Raw genomic sequence first — 15,258 nt, 5'->3', positions numbered from 1 at the left:
GAGCAAATTGCTCGGGATTTATATTTTCTTTCGTAGTAAAACTATTGGTCAATCGAACCTAAAACACGCTTCATAAAATTATTCAACGCTTCTTTTTTAGGTGTTCCGTCTTTAATCATTTTATCAACTTCAATTGCCCCGTACATGTTAGAGATTAGTTCTCCTATCACATCTAACTCTTCGTCTTTTAAAGAAGGAACTTCTGTTAAAGCTTCTAGAGTTTCAATAGTTTCTAGTACGTAATCTTGGTCATTTTCTTCAATAAAAGAAGTTAAATGTTTAATTACTGGTAATTTCATAATTAAGCTACTTCGTTTACTAAATCTTTTAACACTTCAAACTTGTTCGTTTGCGTTTGGTTTACAAACTTACCATCTACAAATGTTGCAAATGTTGGTAAGTTACTTACATCAGCAAGTTTTCTACTTTCAGGAAACTGTTCTGCATCTGCAATAATAAAAACCACGTCTTCATTTTCTGAAGCTAACTTCTTAAATTTTGGTTTCATAATACGGCAGTTACCGCACCAAGTAGCAGAATATTGTACCACTACTTTTTTATTACCTGCAACAACTTCTGATAAATTATCTTGACTTAATTCTTGTACCATAGTCTTAAAATTTATTTTATTTCGAAAGGAGCTCGTGCTCGACCCCTTCACTTATCTTACACGAACTTATTCCCTCTCTTAATGTTATATTAGTTTGCCGCTAAGTACTCTGCTGTAGCTTTAGCGTTTGCTTGCATAGCTTCTTTACCTTCTTCCCAGTTTGCAGGACAAACCTCACCTTTTTCTTGTACGTGAGTGTAAGCATCGATTAAACGTAAGTACTCGTTTACGTTACGACCAACTGGCATGTGGTTAATTCCTTCGTGGAATACAGTTCCTTCTTCATCAATTAAATACGTAGCTCTGTATGTTACGTTATCTCCTTCTACTTGTACAGTTCCTGTAGCTTCATCATACGTTTCATTAGTAATATCTAAAATTCCTAAAATAGATGATAAGTTACGGTTACTATCAGCTAATAATGGATAAGTAACTCCTTCGATTCCTCCGTTAGCTTTAGATTGGTTTAACCAAGCAAAGTGTACTTCAGGAGTATCACATGACGCACCAATTACAATTGTGTTTCTTTTTTCAAATTCTGATAAAGCAGCTTGAAAAGCGTGTAATTCTGTTGGGCAAACAAAAGTAAAGTCTTTTGGATACCAGAATAATAATACTTTCTTGTTGTTTTTTACTGCTTCTTCTAATACATTTATTTTAAACGTATCACCCATTTCGTTCATTGCATCTACGCTTAAACTTGGAAATTTTTTTCCTACTGTAGCCATTTTATATTTTTTAAAGGTTAATAATAAATATGTTCTTTTTATCTGGGGCAAATTTATTTCCTTTCTTACGATCTGCACCCTAAAAGCAAAAATATTTTCTTATTCAACTATAAAGATTATCAATACATTTTAAAAAACAAAATAAGTAAAACAAATACAAACCTAACTATCAAAAAGTTATATACTAAAAAAACAAAATAATAAGAATTTATTATATTGAGATAAAAAATATAGATAAAAATTATTCAAGGTTTTATCGTAAATTTGATGGTATTCTAACCTATAAAATTGATAACATGAAAGATGCAAACTCACACGCTTCTGGTAAATGTCCATTCTCACAAGGTGCTAATACCGAAACCCATGATAACGTTATGGAATGGTGGCCTAAATCTTTGAATTTAGACATTCTCAGTCAGCATGACACTAAAACGAATCCTCTAGGAGAAGATTTTAATTATGCTGAAGAATTTAAAAAACTAGACCTTGAAGCTGTAAAAAATGATTTAAAAACGCTTATGACCGATAGTCAAGATTGGTGGCCTGCCGATTGGGGAACTTATGGTGGATTAATGATTCGTATGGCGTGGCACGCTGCAGGCACATATAGAGTTGCAGACGGAAGAGGTGGTAGTAACACCGGAAACCAGCGTTTTGCCCCCTTAAACAGTTGGCCCGATAATGGAAATCTAGATAAAGCACGACGCTTATTATGGCCTATCAAAAAGAAATATGGAAATAAACTATCGTGGGCTGACCTTATTATTTTAGCAGGAAATATGGCTTACGAATCTATGGGATTCAAAACTTTTGGTTTTGCTGGAGGGCGTGAAGATATTTGGCATCCTGAAAAAGATATTTATTGGGGATCAGAAAAAGAATGGTTAGCTCCTACAGGAAGTAAAGGCACGCGCTATTCTGGTGAGCGAGATTTAGAAAATCCTTTAGCAGCTGTTATGATGGGATTAATTTATGTAAACCCTGAAGGTGTTGATGGCAAACCCGATCCGTTAAAAACTGCACATGATGTTAGAGTAACTTTTAAGCGTATGGCTATGAACGATGAAGAAACCGTTGCTTTAACTGCTGGTGGGCACACTGTAGGAAAAGCACACGGTAATGGTGATGCAGGGGCATTAGGTCAAAGTCCTGAAGGAGCAGAAATTCAAGATCAAGGTTTTGGGTGGATGAACCCTAAAGGAAACGGAAATGCAGCCGATACCGTAACGAGTGGTTTGGAAGGAGCTTGGACAACTACCCCCGATAGATGGAACCATACGTACTTTCATTTGTTGTTAAATCATGATTGGGAATTAACAAAAAGTCCAGCTGGTGCGTGGCAATGGGAGCCTGTGAGTATGGATGAAGCAGATAAACCTACCGATGCTCACAATCCGAATGTGAAAAGGAATCCTATTATGACTGATGCAGATATGGCGATGAAAATGGATCCTGAATACAGAAAAATATCGGAGAAGTTCTACAACGATCCTGCAGCTTTTGAAGACGCTTTCGCTAGGGCTTGGTTTAAACTTACCCACCGTGATTTAGGTCCAAACACTCGTTATTTAGGAGCTGACTCTCCTACCGAAACATTAATTTGGCAAGATCCAGTTCCAACTGTTGACTACACTTTAAGTACTACAGAAATTGAAGAACTAAAAGAAAAGTTATTAAATAGTGGACTTACTCGTACAGAATTAATTAATACTGCTTGGGATAGTGCCAGAACATACAGAGGTTCCGATTTTAGAGGTGGTGCTAGTGGTGCTCGTATTCGTTTAGCTCCTCAAAAAGATTGGGAAGGAAACGAACCTACAAGATTGAAAAAAGTGCTTGATAAATTAACTGAAATTCAATCAGGATTAAGTAAAAAAGTAAGTATTGCTGATTTAATTGTTTTAGGAGGAAGCGCTGCCATAGAGAAAGCCGCTAAAGAAGGTGGTTTCGACATTAAAGTTCCTTTTACTCCTGGAAGAGGTGATGCAACTGCTGAAATGACCGATGTAGAATCTTTTGATGTACTAGAGCCTTTACACGATGGCTACAGAAACTGGCAAAAGAAAGATTACGTAGTAAAACCAGAAGAATTATTATTAGACAGAACACAACTTATGGGCTTAACTGCCCCTGAAATGACTGCTTTAATTGGTGGAATGCGTGTTTTAGGAACCAATCATGGAGACACCAAACATGGAGTATTTACTGACAATGAAGGTGTTTTAAGCAATGATTTCTTTGTAAATCTTACCGACATGAAATACTCATGGAAACCTGCCGGTGAAAACCTATATAATATTGTTGAACGTAAAACTGGAAATACTAAATGGACAGCAACCAGAGTTGATTTGATATTTGGATCCAATTCAATTTTACGTTCGTATGCAGAAGTATACGCACAAGATGATAACAAAGAAAAATTTGTAAAAGATTTTGTAGCTGCTTGGACTAAAATAATGAATGCTGACAGATATGATGTAGCATCATAGTTTAACATGACTAATAATCATAAAAAAAGAAGAGCTATATGCTCTTCTTTTTTGTTATTTATGGTTAGATGTATTACTTGCTCGCAAATAGTTTTACATCATTTTTAGACACTTCTTTTTCTCCTAAAATAAGTAAGCGTTCTACAACATTGCGTAACTCACGAATATTACCTGTCCAGTCATATTCTTGCAATTGTTTAATTGCTTCGTCTGCAAATGCTTTTTTAGGCATTCCTTGTTCTTCAGAGATCTTTTTAGCAAAGAAATCTACCAATAAAGGAATATCTTCTCTTCTTTCATTTAACGCAGGAACTTTAATTAAGATTACCGCTAAACGATGATATAAATCTTCACGAAAACGTCCTTCTTCAATTTCCTTTTTTAAATCTTTATTCGTAGCAGCCACGACACGTACGTTCACTTTAATATCCTTATCAGAACCTACACGCTGAATGCGATTTTCTTGTAATGCGCGTAATACTTTTGCTTGTGCAGATAAGCTCATATCTCCTATTTCATCTAAGAAAATAGTTCCTCCATTTGCTGCCTCAAACTTTCCTGCTCTATCTTTATTAGCCCCTGTAAAACTACCTTTTACATGTCCGAATAGTTCACTTTCTATTAATTCTGAAGGAATAGCTGCACAGTTTACCTCAATCATTGGTGCTTTAGAACGATCAGACTTTTCATGCAGCCAATGCGCTACTAACTCTTTTCCTGTTCCGTTAGGCCCTGTAATTAACACACGAGCATCGGTAGCTGAAACTTTTTCTATCATGTCTTTAATATGAGTAATAGCCTCACTTTCACCAATCATTTCGTAGTTTTTGCTTACCTTCTTTTTTAAACGCTTGTTTTCAACTACTAGTTCTTTTTTATCCAATGCATTACGAACTGTGTTTAACAAACGATTTAAATCTGGCGGTTTCGAAATATAATCAAAGGCTCCTAAACGCATTGTATTAACTGCTGTGTCAAGATCTCCGTGACCAGATATCATCACCATTGGTGTTTCTGGTTTAATCTTTCTTGCCTTTTCTAATACCTCAACACCATCCATTTTTGGCATTTTTATATCACACAGCACTAAATCGTAATCTGTGTTTTTTATCATTTCAATTCCTGCTAATCCATCTTCTGCTTCTTCTACTTCATAGGAATCATTCTCTTCAGAAATGATTTTTTTTAACACTCTGCGGATTGCAGCTTCATCTTCTATTATTAATATTTTAGCCATATTCTTTTTTAGATTTTTAAATGTTAGACAAAAGAGAAAAGACTAACCTAATGAGTTCTTAAATCCTGAAATCATTTTTTGTAACTCTTCTATTTCGTCTTCTAAATCTATTAATGTTGTTTTATCAATATGTTCTTTATAACAAGAAAGAACCATTTGTGTTTGCAATTCAAAAAGTAAGCCAAGTATTTTATTGAGACTTTCCTTTTGATTTTTCTTCGATTTTCTCAGTTGCTTTATCGTTAGTTAATCTTTCTTTTGATTCTTGATTAAACTTTAAACCTTTCGCATCTACAATATGTATATCTCTTTGAGGAAATGGAATACTTATATTATGCTCTCTAAATAATTCATCAATCCTAAACCTAATATCACTCTTTGGTATCGCTGCCTGAAAGCTATCATTCAATGTAAAAACTAACTTAAAATCTAACGAACTATCACCAAAGTTTTCAAAAAGCACCAATGGAGCTGGATGTTGATATACCTTTGAATGCTCATTAGCTGCTTGTAACAATAGTTTCTTAACCAAAGCTACATCACTACCATACGCCACTCCAACAGTAACATTTTCACGAGTTGTCGTTCCATTTTGCGTCCAGTTATATAAACTATTTGACAAATACTTATGGTTAGGAATAACCAGTACTTTATTATCTATAGTTACTGCTCGGGTAGTTCTTAATTTTATTTCCTCTACTCTTCCTACTTTATCATCTAACTCTATAATATCTCCTACATGTACACTCTTATCAACGATAATAAAAATTCCTGAAATAATATCTTGAAAGAAGGTTTGTAATGCCAAACCAATACCAATTAATAAAGCAGAAGAAGCTACTAAAACCGCACTTAAATTAACTCCTGCTGAACTTAAGCCTATTGAAAAAACGACTACATAAGCTAACCAACTGGTAAAAGAGAAAATAGTATCAAACTTATTTTTATCTTCTTGTTCTAACTTGCTTTTTGCTAGCTTTTTTAAATACTTTAATAAAAACTTGACAAAAAGTAAGCCTACAATTAAAAACAGAATTGTTTTTAACGTGAACTCAACATCTTTTCCTCCCACAGGGATTCTGTAGTTTAAAAAATCGGTTATTTCCTTTATAATTTCTTTCATCTACTAGTTCTTATTGTTTTATTAATTAAATACAATCTACATTAAACTCTTTCGATTATAGTAAACTAATGACTTTACAATTTATTTCATAAAAATAATTATCCGTTATAACGAATCCACTTCCATAAATCTTTATAGGTTGCTTTTTTACCGTACATTAAAATACCTACTCGATAAATCTTAGCAGCTACCCACACAATCACCATAAAAGTAAGAATTAATAACAACATAGAAATGGCTATCTCCCACCAAGCTACCCCAAATGGAATACGCATTAACATAACGATTGGAGAGGTAAATGGAATATATGAAAACACTACTGACACAGGTCCGTGAGGATCATTAATTACAGTTGCAAACCCGACATATACAGCTAAGATTAAAGGCAACATAATAGGCATCATAAATTGCTGAGTATCTGTTTCATTATCTACCGCTGCACCAACAGCTGCGAATAACGAACTATACAACATATATCCACCCAAGAAATAGAAAATGAACAAGAAAAACATTTTAACTAAAGGCAATCTGAAAATTTCTTGTACAATCATTTCTCCTTTATCGGTTGCTGTTTGCTTAATTACCTCCATTTGTTCTGGTGAAACTTTAGCCGATTGCACATCCATCATATCAACTCCAAAGAAAGAAGATGCAACAAGACTAAATATTAAAAACAAAATTCCCCAAATAAAGAATTGTAATAACCCTGCTGAGGCATTTCCGATAATCTTCCCTAACATTAATTGGAAAGGTTTTACTGAAGAAACAATTACTTCGATAATTCTACTTGTTTTTTCTTCAATAACGCTTCGCATTACCGAAGTACCATAAATCATAACAAACATCATTAATAAGTATCCTGCTATGGCACCTACTCCAATTTTTAATCCGTTGATTAGTTTTGATGATTTTTCACCAGAGAAATTCAACATTTTAATTTCTGAAGCTATTTTTGACTCTTCTATATGCGCTAAATCAATACCGAAACTGGTTAGCTTTTCATGACGTAACACTTTGTCTATCTTATCCTCCAAACTTTCCATAATAGACATACTTGGTGAATCTTTTGAGAAGAACTCAATCGATTTTGCCAATACTTCTAAACTATCTTGCTTGGGAATATATAAAGCTCCGTAATAATCGCCTTCTTCAACTTTCTTTTTAGAATCTTCAATACCTAACGCCGTAAAATCTTGATACTTTACCGTTTTAGAATCTACAAATACATCTTTAGAAAACTTTCCTGACTCATCTACATAAACTATCTTCTTAACCTTCTCATCATTCTTTTTCATTAAGAAAAATACCAACGCCCCCATACCAATCATTAACAAAGGACTTAAGAAAGTCATGACGATAAATGATTTATTTCTAACCTTAGCAATAAATTCACGTTCTATAATTAATCGTAATCTTTTCATAGTTTAACTGTTTTTATGTATTGCTTGAATAAAAATATCATTAGCACTTGGTACTAACTCGACAAAATGCTGTACTTGTCCTTGAGTAGTTAAATACGATAGCAAATCGTTTGGTGAACTTCCATTAGAAAGCTTCACGTTTAATTTTAACCCATCATTCAATAATTTGAAATCTGCTGGTAATACTTCAAAGTTTTGTTTTAATTTACTCTCAACTTCTCTCGAATTTGAAGTTGTTAATCCTACTTGAAAAGTATTTGTTCTAAATTCCTTTTTAATATCCTCTAGCTTACCGTCTAAAATTTTGTTTGATTTATTAATCAAAGCTATATAATCGCACATTTCCTCAACAGATTCCATTCTATGGGTAGAAAAAATGATGGTAGCCCCTTCATCACGCAACTGTAAAATTTCTTTAGCTATTAGTTGTGCATTAATAGGATCGAACCCAGAAAAAGGCTCATCAAAAATTAATAATTTAGGCTGATGTAATACCGTTACTATAAACTGTACCTTCTGTGCCATTCCTTTAGATAGCTCTTCAATCTTTTTATTCCACCATGCGCCAATATCAAACTTATCAAACCAATATTTAAAGCGTTTTTTAGCTTCGGCTTTACTCAATCCTTTTAACTGTGCCAAATACAACGCCTGCTCTCCTACCTTCATACTTTTATACAAACCACGTTCTTCTGGCAAGTATCCTATATATTCAATATGATGTGGTGCTAACTTTTCTCCATCTAAAATTACCTCACCACTATCTGGCATTGTAATTTGATTGATGATTCTAATTAAAGAAGTTTTTCCAGCTCCGTTAGGACCCAACAAGCCAAAAACGCTTCCTTTAGGTATGTGCATAGACACATTATTTAATGCAGTATAATCGCCGTAACGTTTTACCACATTATTTATTTCTAATAAATTATTCATAGACTCAATAGTTGATTAATTACCGTTTATTTAAAAACAGTAGTGACAAACTTACATATTTTTATACTCAATTAGTATACGCTTCTCTCTAAACGTTACAAGATTAATTTTTTGTTAATTTTATTATGCATGCATAACTTTTTTATAAAATACTATGCATGCATAATAAATTTTTATATATTTGGCATCGATGGATAAAGATAAATCGATAGATCACCAATTAAGAGCCACTTGGCAAGCCGTTGCAAAAATGTATAATGAGCAAGCTGCCAAGCACGATAGCACCATGGCTACAGCTTTTGCTTTGTTGAATATAGATTATGAAAATGGTACTCCTTCTACAGCTTTAGGTCCTTTAATGGGAATGGAGCCTACAAGTCTTTCTCGCTTGTTAAAAACCATGGAAGACAAAGGAGCTATATGTCGCGAAAAGAATCCTAATGACGGAAGAAGTGTTATTTTAAAACTTACTAAATATGGTAAGGAAATGCGTGAAGTTTCTAAGGGACATGTGTACGAATTTAACAATAAAGTAAGAGAGCATATTACTGAAGAAGAGTTAGAAACCTTCTTTAAAGTAACAACAACAATAAACAAACTAATTACAGATAAGTTGATATACGAAGAGGATATTGACAATCAAGCTGTATAAAAACAAACCAATAAACAAATGGCAAGAAGAATTAAAAAAGTAGCAATTATCGGTTCTGGTATCATGGGATCTGGTATTGCATGTCATTTTGCTAACATTGGCGTTGAGGTCTTATTATTAGACATTGTTCCAAGAGAACTTAACGACCAAGAAAAAGCAAAAGGATTAACCTTAGAAGACAAAGTAGTTCGTAACCGTTTGGTAAATGATGCTTTGACTGCTTCATTAAAGTCAAAACCATCACCTATCTACAATACAAAATTTGCAGATAGAATTACTACTGGAAACCTTGAAGACGATTTACACAAAATTAAAGATGTAGATTGGGTTATGGAAGTAGTTGTTGAGCGCTTAGACATTAAACAAAGTGTTTTTGAGCAAGTTGAAAAATATCGTACTCCTGGTACTATTATTTCTACCAACACTTCAGGTATTCCTATTAAGTTCATGAACGAAGGAAGAAGTGAAGATTTCCGTAAGCACTTTGCGGTAACGCACTTTTTTAACCCTCCTCGTTATTTAAAATTATTTGAAGTTGTTCCAGGACCAGATTGTAAGCCAGAAGTTACTGACTTCTTAATGGATTACGGTTCTAAATTCTTAGGAAAAACTTCAGTATTAGCAAAAGACACACCTGCTTTTATTGGTAACCGTATTGGTATCTTCGGAATCCAATCGTTATTTCACCAAGTAAAAGAATTAGGATTAACTGTTGAAGAAGTTGATAAATTAACAGGTCCAGTTATTGGCCGTCCTAAATCAGCTACTTTCCGTACTGTTGATGTTGTTGGATTAGATACTTTAGTACACGTTGCTAACGGAATCTATGAAAACTGTCCTAACGACGAAGCTCACGACTTATTTAAGTTGCCAGATTTCATCAACACAATGATGGAAAATAAGTGGTTAGGAAACAAAACCAAACAAGGTTTTTACAAAAAAACAACCAATGCTGAAGGAAAGCGTGAAATTTTAGCTTTAGACTTAAATACGATGGAATACCGTCCGTCTAAAAAAGCAAAATTTGCTACCTTAGAATTAACAAAAACAATCGATAAGCCAATTGACCGATTTAAAGTATTAGTTGGCGGAAAAGATAAAGCAGGAGAATTCTACCGTAAGAACTTCGCAGCAATGTTTGCGTATGTTCAAAATAGAATTCCAGAAATTTCTGATGAATTATATAGAATTGACGATGCCATGAAAGCTGGTTTCGGATGGGAAAATGGTCCTTTCGAAATTTGGGATGCTGTAGGAGTTGAAAAAGGTATCGAATTAATGAAAGCTGAAGGAAAGGAACCAGCTGCTTGGGTTACTGAAATGGTAGCTAAAGGAGAAAAATCTTTCTATACAGTTAAAGACGGTGCAACATATTACTACGATGTACCTGCAAAAGCACAAGTTAAAAAGCCAGGACAAGATTCATTTATCATCTTAGACAACATTCGTAAAACTACCGAAGTATTCAAAAACTCTGGTGTGGTGATTGAAGATTTAGGAGACGGAATCTTAAACTGTGAATTCCAATCTAAAATGAACACTATTGGTGGTGATGTCTTAGCTGGATTAAACAAAGCAGTTGATTTAGCTGAAAAAGACTTCCAAGGATTAGTTATTGGTAACCAAGCTGCAAACTTCTCAGTAGGTGCCAACATCGGAATGATTTTTATGATGGCTGTTGAGCAAGAGTACGATGAATTAAACATGGCTATCAAGTATTTCCAAGATACTATGATGCGTATGCGTTACTCTGCAATTCCTACCATTGCTGCTCCTCACGGAATGGCATTAGGTGGTGGATGTGAATTATCATTACATGCCGATAAAGTTGTAGCTGCTGCTGAAACCTACATCGGATTAGTAGAGTTTGGAGTTGGAGTAATTCCTGGTGGTGGTGGATCTAAAGAAATGGCGTTAAGAGCGCAAGACTTATTCCACACTGGTGATGTTCAATTAAACGTATTACAAGAGCACTTCTTAACTATTGGTATGGCTAAAGTGGCAACTTCAGCTTATGAAGCATACGACTTAAACCTACTACAAAAAGGAAAAGATGTTGTGGTTGTAAACAAAGACCGTCAAATTGCAGAAGCTAAAAAACATGCTGTGTTATTAGCAGAAGCAGGTTATACACAACCAGCAAAACGTAAAGATGTTTTAGTATTAGGTAAGCAAGCCTTAGGTATGTTCTTAGTAGGAACAGACTCTATGGAAGCTTCTAAATATATTTCTGAACACGATCAGAAAATTGCAAACAAACTAGCCTATGTAATGGCTGGTGGAGATTTATCAGAACCTACTAAAGTTACTGAGCAGTATTTATTAGACCTTGAACGTGAAGCTTTCTTAAGTTTAACTACAGAACGTAAAACGTTAGAGCGTATTCAGCACATGCTAAAAACTGGTAAACCATTAAGAAACTAAAACAATGAAAACAGCATATATAGTAAAAGGATATAGAACCGCCGTAGGGAAATCTAAAAAAGGTGTGTTCAGATTTAAAAGAGCTGATGAATTAGCTGCTGAGACCATCAAATATATGATGACTCAACTGCCTGAATTCGACGTAAAGCGTATCGACGATGTTATTGTTGGTAATGCTATGCCAGAAGGTTCTCAAGGATTAAACATGGCAAGAATCATTTCATTAATCGGATTAGATTCTGTAGATGTACCTGGAGTTACCGTAAACCGTTTCTGTTCATCAGGATTAGAAACTATTGGTATGGCAGTAGCAAAAATTCAATCTGGAATGGCAGAGTGTATTATTGCTGGTGGAGCAGAAAGTATGAGTTCTGTACCAATGACAGGTTTTAAACCAGAATTAAACTACGATATCGTAAATGCTGGTCACGAAGATTATTATTGGGGAATGGGTAATACTGCAGAAGCAGTTGCGCAACAATTCAATGTATCTCGTGAAGACCAAGATAAATTTGCATACGAGTCGCACATGAAAGCTTTAAAAGCTTTAGATAGTGACCGTTTCCAAGACCAAATAGCTCCAATTGATGTAGAAGAAACTTACATTGATGGAAACGGAAAACGCGCTACAAGAAATTACATCGTTACTAAAGACGAAGGTCCACGTCGTGGAACAACAGTAGAAGCCTTAGCAAAATTACGTCCTGTATTTGCTGCTAATGGTTCTGTTACGGCTGGTAACTCATCGCAAACTAGTGATGGAGCTGCTTTCGTAATGGTAATGAGTGAAGATATGGTAAAAGAGTTAGGTATTCAACCAGAAGCTCGTTTAGTAAGTTATGCAGCAGCAGGAGTACCACCTCGTATTATGGGTATTGGTCCAGTAGCAGCTATTCCAAAAGCATTAAAACAAGCAGGTTTACAACAAAGTGATATTGAATTAATTGAGCTAAACGAAGCGTTTGCTTCACAATCATTAGCTGTTATCCGCGAATTAGATTTAAATCCGGATATCATTAACGTAAATGGTGGAGCAATTGCTTTAGGTCACCCATTAGGATGTACTGGTGGTAAACTATCTGTTCAGTTATTTGATGAAATGCGTAAGCGTAACATGAATAACAAATACGGAATGGTAACCATGTGTGTAGGTACTGGTCAAGGTGCTGCTGGTATTTTTGAATTCCTAAATTAAGAAACAAGACTATTAGAATCAAGAAACAAGACGATGCACAATTTCAAAAAATTAAAAATTTGGACTGAAAGCATGAATTTAGTTTCTGATTCTTATAAATTAACTAGAACCTTTCCAGACTTTGAAAAGTTTGGCTTGGTTTCTCAGATGAATAGATGTGCTGTTTCTATTCCTTCTAACATAGCTGAGGGTTCAAGTAAAAGCACTAACAAACATTTTAATAAATATTTAGAAGATAGCTTAGGTTCTTCATTTGAATGGGAAACACAATTAATTATTGCTTTTAATGAAAGCTACCTATCTGAAGAAAAGTTTAAAGAATTAGAACAAAAAATTAAGTCAATACAAAAAATGATTTCAAGTTTCCAATCTGGTCTGAATAAGTCTTGACTCTTGGCTCTTGAATCTTAAAATCTAATATACTATGTCAGAATTAACTAAAGATCTTTTACGCGGAGGGCAGTTCTTAGTAAAAGAAACAAAATGCGAAGATATATTTACTCCTGAAGATTTTTCAGAAGAGCAAACAATGATGCGTGATGCGGTTAAAGAATTTAACGACCGCGAAATCATTCCTCATAAAGAACGTTTTGAAAAGAAAGACTATGCACTTACCGAAGAAACTATGCGTAAAGCTGGTGAATTAGGATTCTTAGGTGTAGCAGTTCCTGAATCATATGGTGGATTAGGAATGGGATTCGTTTCTACAATGTTAACATGTGATTACATATCTAGTGGAACAGGGTCTTTTAGTACTGCTTTTGGAGCACACACAGGTATTGGTACTATGCCAATTACTTTATACGGTACTGAAGAGCAAAAGCAAAAATACGTTCCTGCATTAGCAATGGGTGAAAAATTCGGAGCTTACTGTTTAACAGAACCAGGAGCAGGATCTGACGCGAACTCAGGTAAAACTACTGCTGAATTAACTGAAGACGGAAAGCATTACAAAATTAACGGACAAAAAATGTGGATTTCGAATGCAGGTTTTGCTGAAATCTTCATCGTTTTTGCTCGTATTGAAGACGATAAAAACATTACTGGTTTTATCTTAGAATATGATAAAAACAACCCTAACGGAGTAACTTTAGGAGAAGAAGAACACAAATTAGGTATTCGTGCCTCTTCTACTCGTCAGGTATTTTTCAGCGATACCTTAGTTCCTGTTGAAAATATGTTATCTGTACGTGGTGGTGGATTCAAAATCGCAATGAACGCCTTAAACGTTGGTCGTATTAAATTAGCAGCAGCTTGTTTAGATTCTCAAAGAAGAATTGTAACTCATGCTGTAAACTATGCTAACGAGCGTAAGCAATTTAAAACTCCAATTGCTGAGTTTGGAGCTATTAAAATGAAATTAGCTGAAATGGCTACTAACGCTTATATTGGTGAGTCTGCATCATACAGAGCTGCTAAAAATATTGAAGACAGAATCGCAATTCGTGAATCAGAAGGAAATACGCATCAAGAAGCAGAATTAAAAGGTGTTGAAGAATATGCTATTGAATGTTCTATCTTAAAAGTAGCTGTTTCTGAAGACGTACAAAACTGTGCTGATGAAGGAATCCAAATTTACGGAGGTATGGGATTCTCTGAAGAAACTCCAATGGAGTCTGCTTGGAGAGATGCTCGTATTGCTCGTATCTACGAAGGAACTAACGAAATTAACCGTTTATTATCGGTAGGAATGTTAGTTAAAAAAGCAATGAAAGGTCATGTAGATTTATTAAATCCTGCAATGGCAGTTCAAAACGAATTAATGGGAATTCCTTCTTTCGATACTCCAGATTATTCTGAATTATTCTCAGAAGAAAAAGAAATTCTTGCTAAACTTAAGAAAGTATTCTTAATGGTTGCAGGAGCTGCTTTACAAAAATTTGGACCAGAGTTAGAGCATCACCAACAGTTATTAACTGCTGCTTCAAATATATTAATTGAAATATACATGGCAGAATCTGGAATTTTAAGAACAGAAAAGAACGCGAAGCGTTTTGGTGAAGATGCTCAAAAAGAACAGATTGCAATGGCTAAGTTATACTTATACAATGCTGTTGAAATTATTACCAAAAGTGCAAGAGAAGGAATTATTTCTTTCGCTGAAGGTGATGAGCAACGTATGATGTTAATGGGACTTAAGCGTTTTACAAAGTATGCAAACTACCCTAACGTAGTTGAATTACGTAATACAATCGCAGAAAAATTAAAAGCAGAAAATAAATACTGCTTCTAATCCTCTGAAAAGATTAGATATAATTCATAGTTAGTGCACATTATCAGCAAACTAACTTGAATATAAAATTTCTTCAACTATTATAGGTTTTAGAATTTAGTTGTTTGTTTAAAAGATCGTCAAATTAGGTTTTGGCGGTCTTTTTTTTGATGAAATTTCTTTCTAGAGATCTAACAATCCAACCATCTAATCATCTAAAATCAAACTCTCTTA

At 34.5% G+C, this 15,258-nt stretch carries 14 protein-coding genes; 6 read left to right on the top strand and 8 right to left on the bottom strand.

The annotated features are described in order from the left end of the window. Window positions 1–41 precede the first annotated feature (41 nt). From ACR9ES_RS12200 to ACR9ES_RS12190, 3 genes are all read right to left on the bottom strand, one after another. Complete coding sequence (locus ACR9ES_RS12200) at window positions 42–299, bottom strand: DUF6952 family protein (protein WP_028892839.1); 258 nt, start codon at window positions 297–299, stop codon at window positions 42–44. 2 nt (window positions 300–301) lie between these two features. Then, window positions 302–610, bottom strand: coding sequence for a thioredoxin family protein (locus tag ACR9ES_RS12195; protein ID WP_028892838.1), 309 nt, complete (start codon window positions 608–610; stop codon window positions 302–304). Between the two features lie 89 nt (window positions 611–699). Next, window positions 700–1,338, bottom strand: a complete 639-nt coding sequence (locus tag ACR9ES_RS12190) for a peroxiredoxin (protein ID WP_435254398.1) — start codon at window positions 1,336–1,338, stop codon at window positions 700–702. 296 nt (window positions 1,339–1,634) lie between these two features. Here ACR9ES_RS12190 and katG point away from each other — a divergent pair, with 296 nt between their 5' ends. Then, window positions 1,635–3,827, top strand: coding sequence for a catalase/peroxidase HPI (gene katG, locus ACR9ES_RS12185; RefSeq protein WP_435254397.1), 2,193 nt, complete (start codon window positions 1,635–1,637; stop codon window positions 3,825–3,827). Between the two features lie 73 nt (window positions 3,828–3,900). Here katG and ACR9ES_RS12180 read toward each other — a convergent pair whose 3' ends face one another. From ACR9ES_RS12180 to ACR9ES_RS12160, 5 genes are all read right to left on the bottom strand, one after another. Then, window positions 3,901–5,064 carry a sigma-54-dependent transcriptional regulator gene (locus tag ACR9ES_RS12180; RefSeq protein WP_435254396.1) on the bottom strand — a complete coding sequence of 388 codons (1,164 nt, stop codon included), beginning with the start codon at window positions 5,062–5,064 and terminating at the stop codon, window positions 3,901–3,903. Between the two features lie 42 nt (window positions 5,065–5,106). Continuing rightward, window positions 5,107–5,232, bottom strand: a complete 126-nt coding sequence (locus ACR9ES_RS12175) for a hypothetical protein (protein ID WP_274633593.1) — start codon at window positions 5,230–5,232, stop codon at window positions 5,107–5,109. A 22-nt stretch (window positions 5,233–5,254) separates the two neighbouring features. Continuing rightward, window positions 5,255–6,187, bottom strand: coding sequence for a mechanosensitive ion channel family protein (locus tag ACR9ES_RS12170; RefSeq protein ID WP_435254395.1), 933 nt, complete (start codon window positions 6,185–6,187; stop codon window positions 5,255–5,257). Window positions 6,188–6,285: 98 nt separating this feature from the next. Then, on the bottom strand, window positions 6,286–7,608 hold the full coding sequence (locus ACR9ES_RS12165) for an ABC transporter permease (protein ID WP_274633591.1): 1,323 nt from the start codon (window positions 7,606–7,608) through the stop codon (window positions 6,286–6,288). Window positions 7,609–7,611: 3 nt separating this feature from the next. After that, window positions 7,612–8,541, bottom strand: a complete 930-nt coding sequence (locus ACR9ES_RS12160) for an ABC transporter ATP-binding protein (RefSeq protein ID WP_435254394.1) — start codon at window positions 8,539–8,541, stop codon at window positions 7,612–7,614. Between the two features lie 190 nt (window positions 8,542–8,731). On the opposite strand from ACR9ES_RS12160, the gene ACR9ES_RS12155 reads away from it, so the two are divergent. The 5 genes from ACR9ES_RS12155 to ACR9ES_RS12135 are packed head-to-tail and all read left to right on the top strand — an operon-like array spanning window position 8,732 to window position 15,045. Next, the gene (locus tag ACR9ES_RS12155; protein WP_274633589.1) at window positions 8,732–9,193 is read left to right on the top strand and encodes a MarR family winged helix-turn-helix transcriptional regulator; all 462 of its coding nucleotides are present in this window, start codon (window positions 8,732–8,734) and stop codon (window positions 9,191–9,193) included. Between the two features lie 18 nt (window positions 9,194–9,211). After that, window positions 9,212–11,617, top strand: a complete 2,406-nt coding sequence (locus tag ACR9ES_RS12150; protein ID WP_435254393.1) for a 3-hydroxyacyl-CoA dehydrogenase NAD-binding domain-containing protein — start codon at window positions 9,212–9,214, stop codon at window positions 11,615–11,617. A gap of 4 nt (window positions 11,618–11,621) precedes the next feature. Next, entirely contained in the window at window positions 11,622–12,812 is a 1,191-nt protein-coding gene (locus ACR9ES_RS12145) for an acetyl-CoA C-acyltransferase (RefSeq protein ID WP_274633587.1), read from the top strand. 33 nt (window positions 12,813–12,845) lie between these two features. After that, the gene (locus tag ACR9ES_RS12140; protein ID WP_073184577.1) at window positions 12,846–13,202 is read left to right on the top strand and encodes a four helix bundle protein; all 357 of its coding nucleotides are present in this window, start codon (window positions 12,846–12,848) and stop codon (window positions 13,200–13,202) included. 34 nt (window positions 13,203–13,236) lie between these two features. Continuing rightward, window positions 13,237–15,045: an acyl-CoA dehydrogenase family protein gene (locus ACR9ES_RS12135; protein WP_435254392.1), complete on the top strand. Its 1,809-nt coding sequence runs from the start codon at window positions 13,237–13,239 to the stop codon at window positions 15,043–15,045. Window positions 15,046–15,258: the final 213 nt, after the last annotated feature.

Source organism: Tenacibaculum sp. A30 (genome assembly GCF_051200845.1).
GTDB lineage: Bacteria > Bacteroidota > Bacteroidia > Flavobacteriales > Flavobacteriaceae > Polaribacter.
Note: the sequence above shows the minus strand (reverse complement) of the source record. Positions and strands in the feature narration are given on the sequence as shown.

Excerpts from the sequence above, each read along its gene's own strand:
- ACR9ES_RS12155 (WP_274633589.1), top strand. The coding sequence starts at position 8,732 with ATGGATAAAGATAAATCGATAGATCACCAATTAAGAGCCACTTGGCAA.
- ACR9ES_RS12190 (WP_435254398.1), bottom strand. The coding sequence starts at position 1,338 with ATGGCTACAGTAGGAAAAAAATTTCCAAGTTTAAGCGTAGATGCAATG.
- ACR9ES_RS12200 (WP_028892839.1), bottom strand. The coding sequence starts at position 299 with ATGAAATTACCAGTAATTAAACATTTAACTTCTTTTATTGAAGAAAAT.
- ACR9ES_RS12180 (WP_435254396.1), bottom strand. The coding sequence starts at position 5,064 with ATGGCTAAAATATTAATAATAGAAGATGAAGCTGCAATCCGCAGAGTG.
- ACR9ES_RS12195 (WP_028892838.1), bottom strand. The coding sequence starts at position 610 with ATGGTACAAGAATTAAGTCAAGATAATTTATCAGAAGTTGTTGCAGGT.
- ACR9ES_RS12150 (WP_435254393.1), top strand. The coding sequence starts at position 9,212 with ATGGCAAGAAGAATTAAAAAAGTAGCAATTATCGGTTCTGGTATCATG.
- katG (WP_435254397.1), top strand. The coding sequence starts at position 1,635 with ATGAAAGATGCAAACTCACACGCTTCTGGTAAATGTCCATTCTCACAA.
- ACR9ES_RS12140 (WP_073184577.1), top strand. The coding sequence starts at position 12,846 with ATGCACAATTTCAAAAAATTAAAAATTTGGACTGAAAGCATGAATTTA.
- ACR9ES_RS12135 (WP_435254392.1), top strand. The coding sequence starts at position 13,237 with ATGTCAGAATTAACTAAAGATCTTTTACGCGGAGGGCAGTTCTTAGTA.
- ACR9ES_RS12160 (WP_435254394.1), bottom strand. The coding sequence starts at position 8,541 with ATGAATAATTTATTAGAAATAAATAATGTGGTAAAACGTTACGGCGAT.
- ACR9ES_RS12165 (WP_274633591.1), bottom strand. The coding sequence starts at position 7,608 with ATGAAAAGATTACGATTAATTATAGAACGTGAATTTATTGCTAAGGTT.
- ACR9ES_RS12145 (WP_274633587.1), top strand. The coding sequence starts at position 11,622 with ATGAAAACAGCATATATAGTAAAAGGATATAGAACCGCCGTAGGGAAA.
- ACR9ES_RS12170 (WP_435254395.1), bottom strand. The coding sequence starts at position 6,187 with ATGAAAGAAATTATAAAGGAAATAACCGATTTTTTAAACTACAGAATC.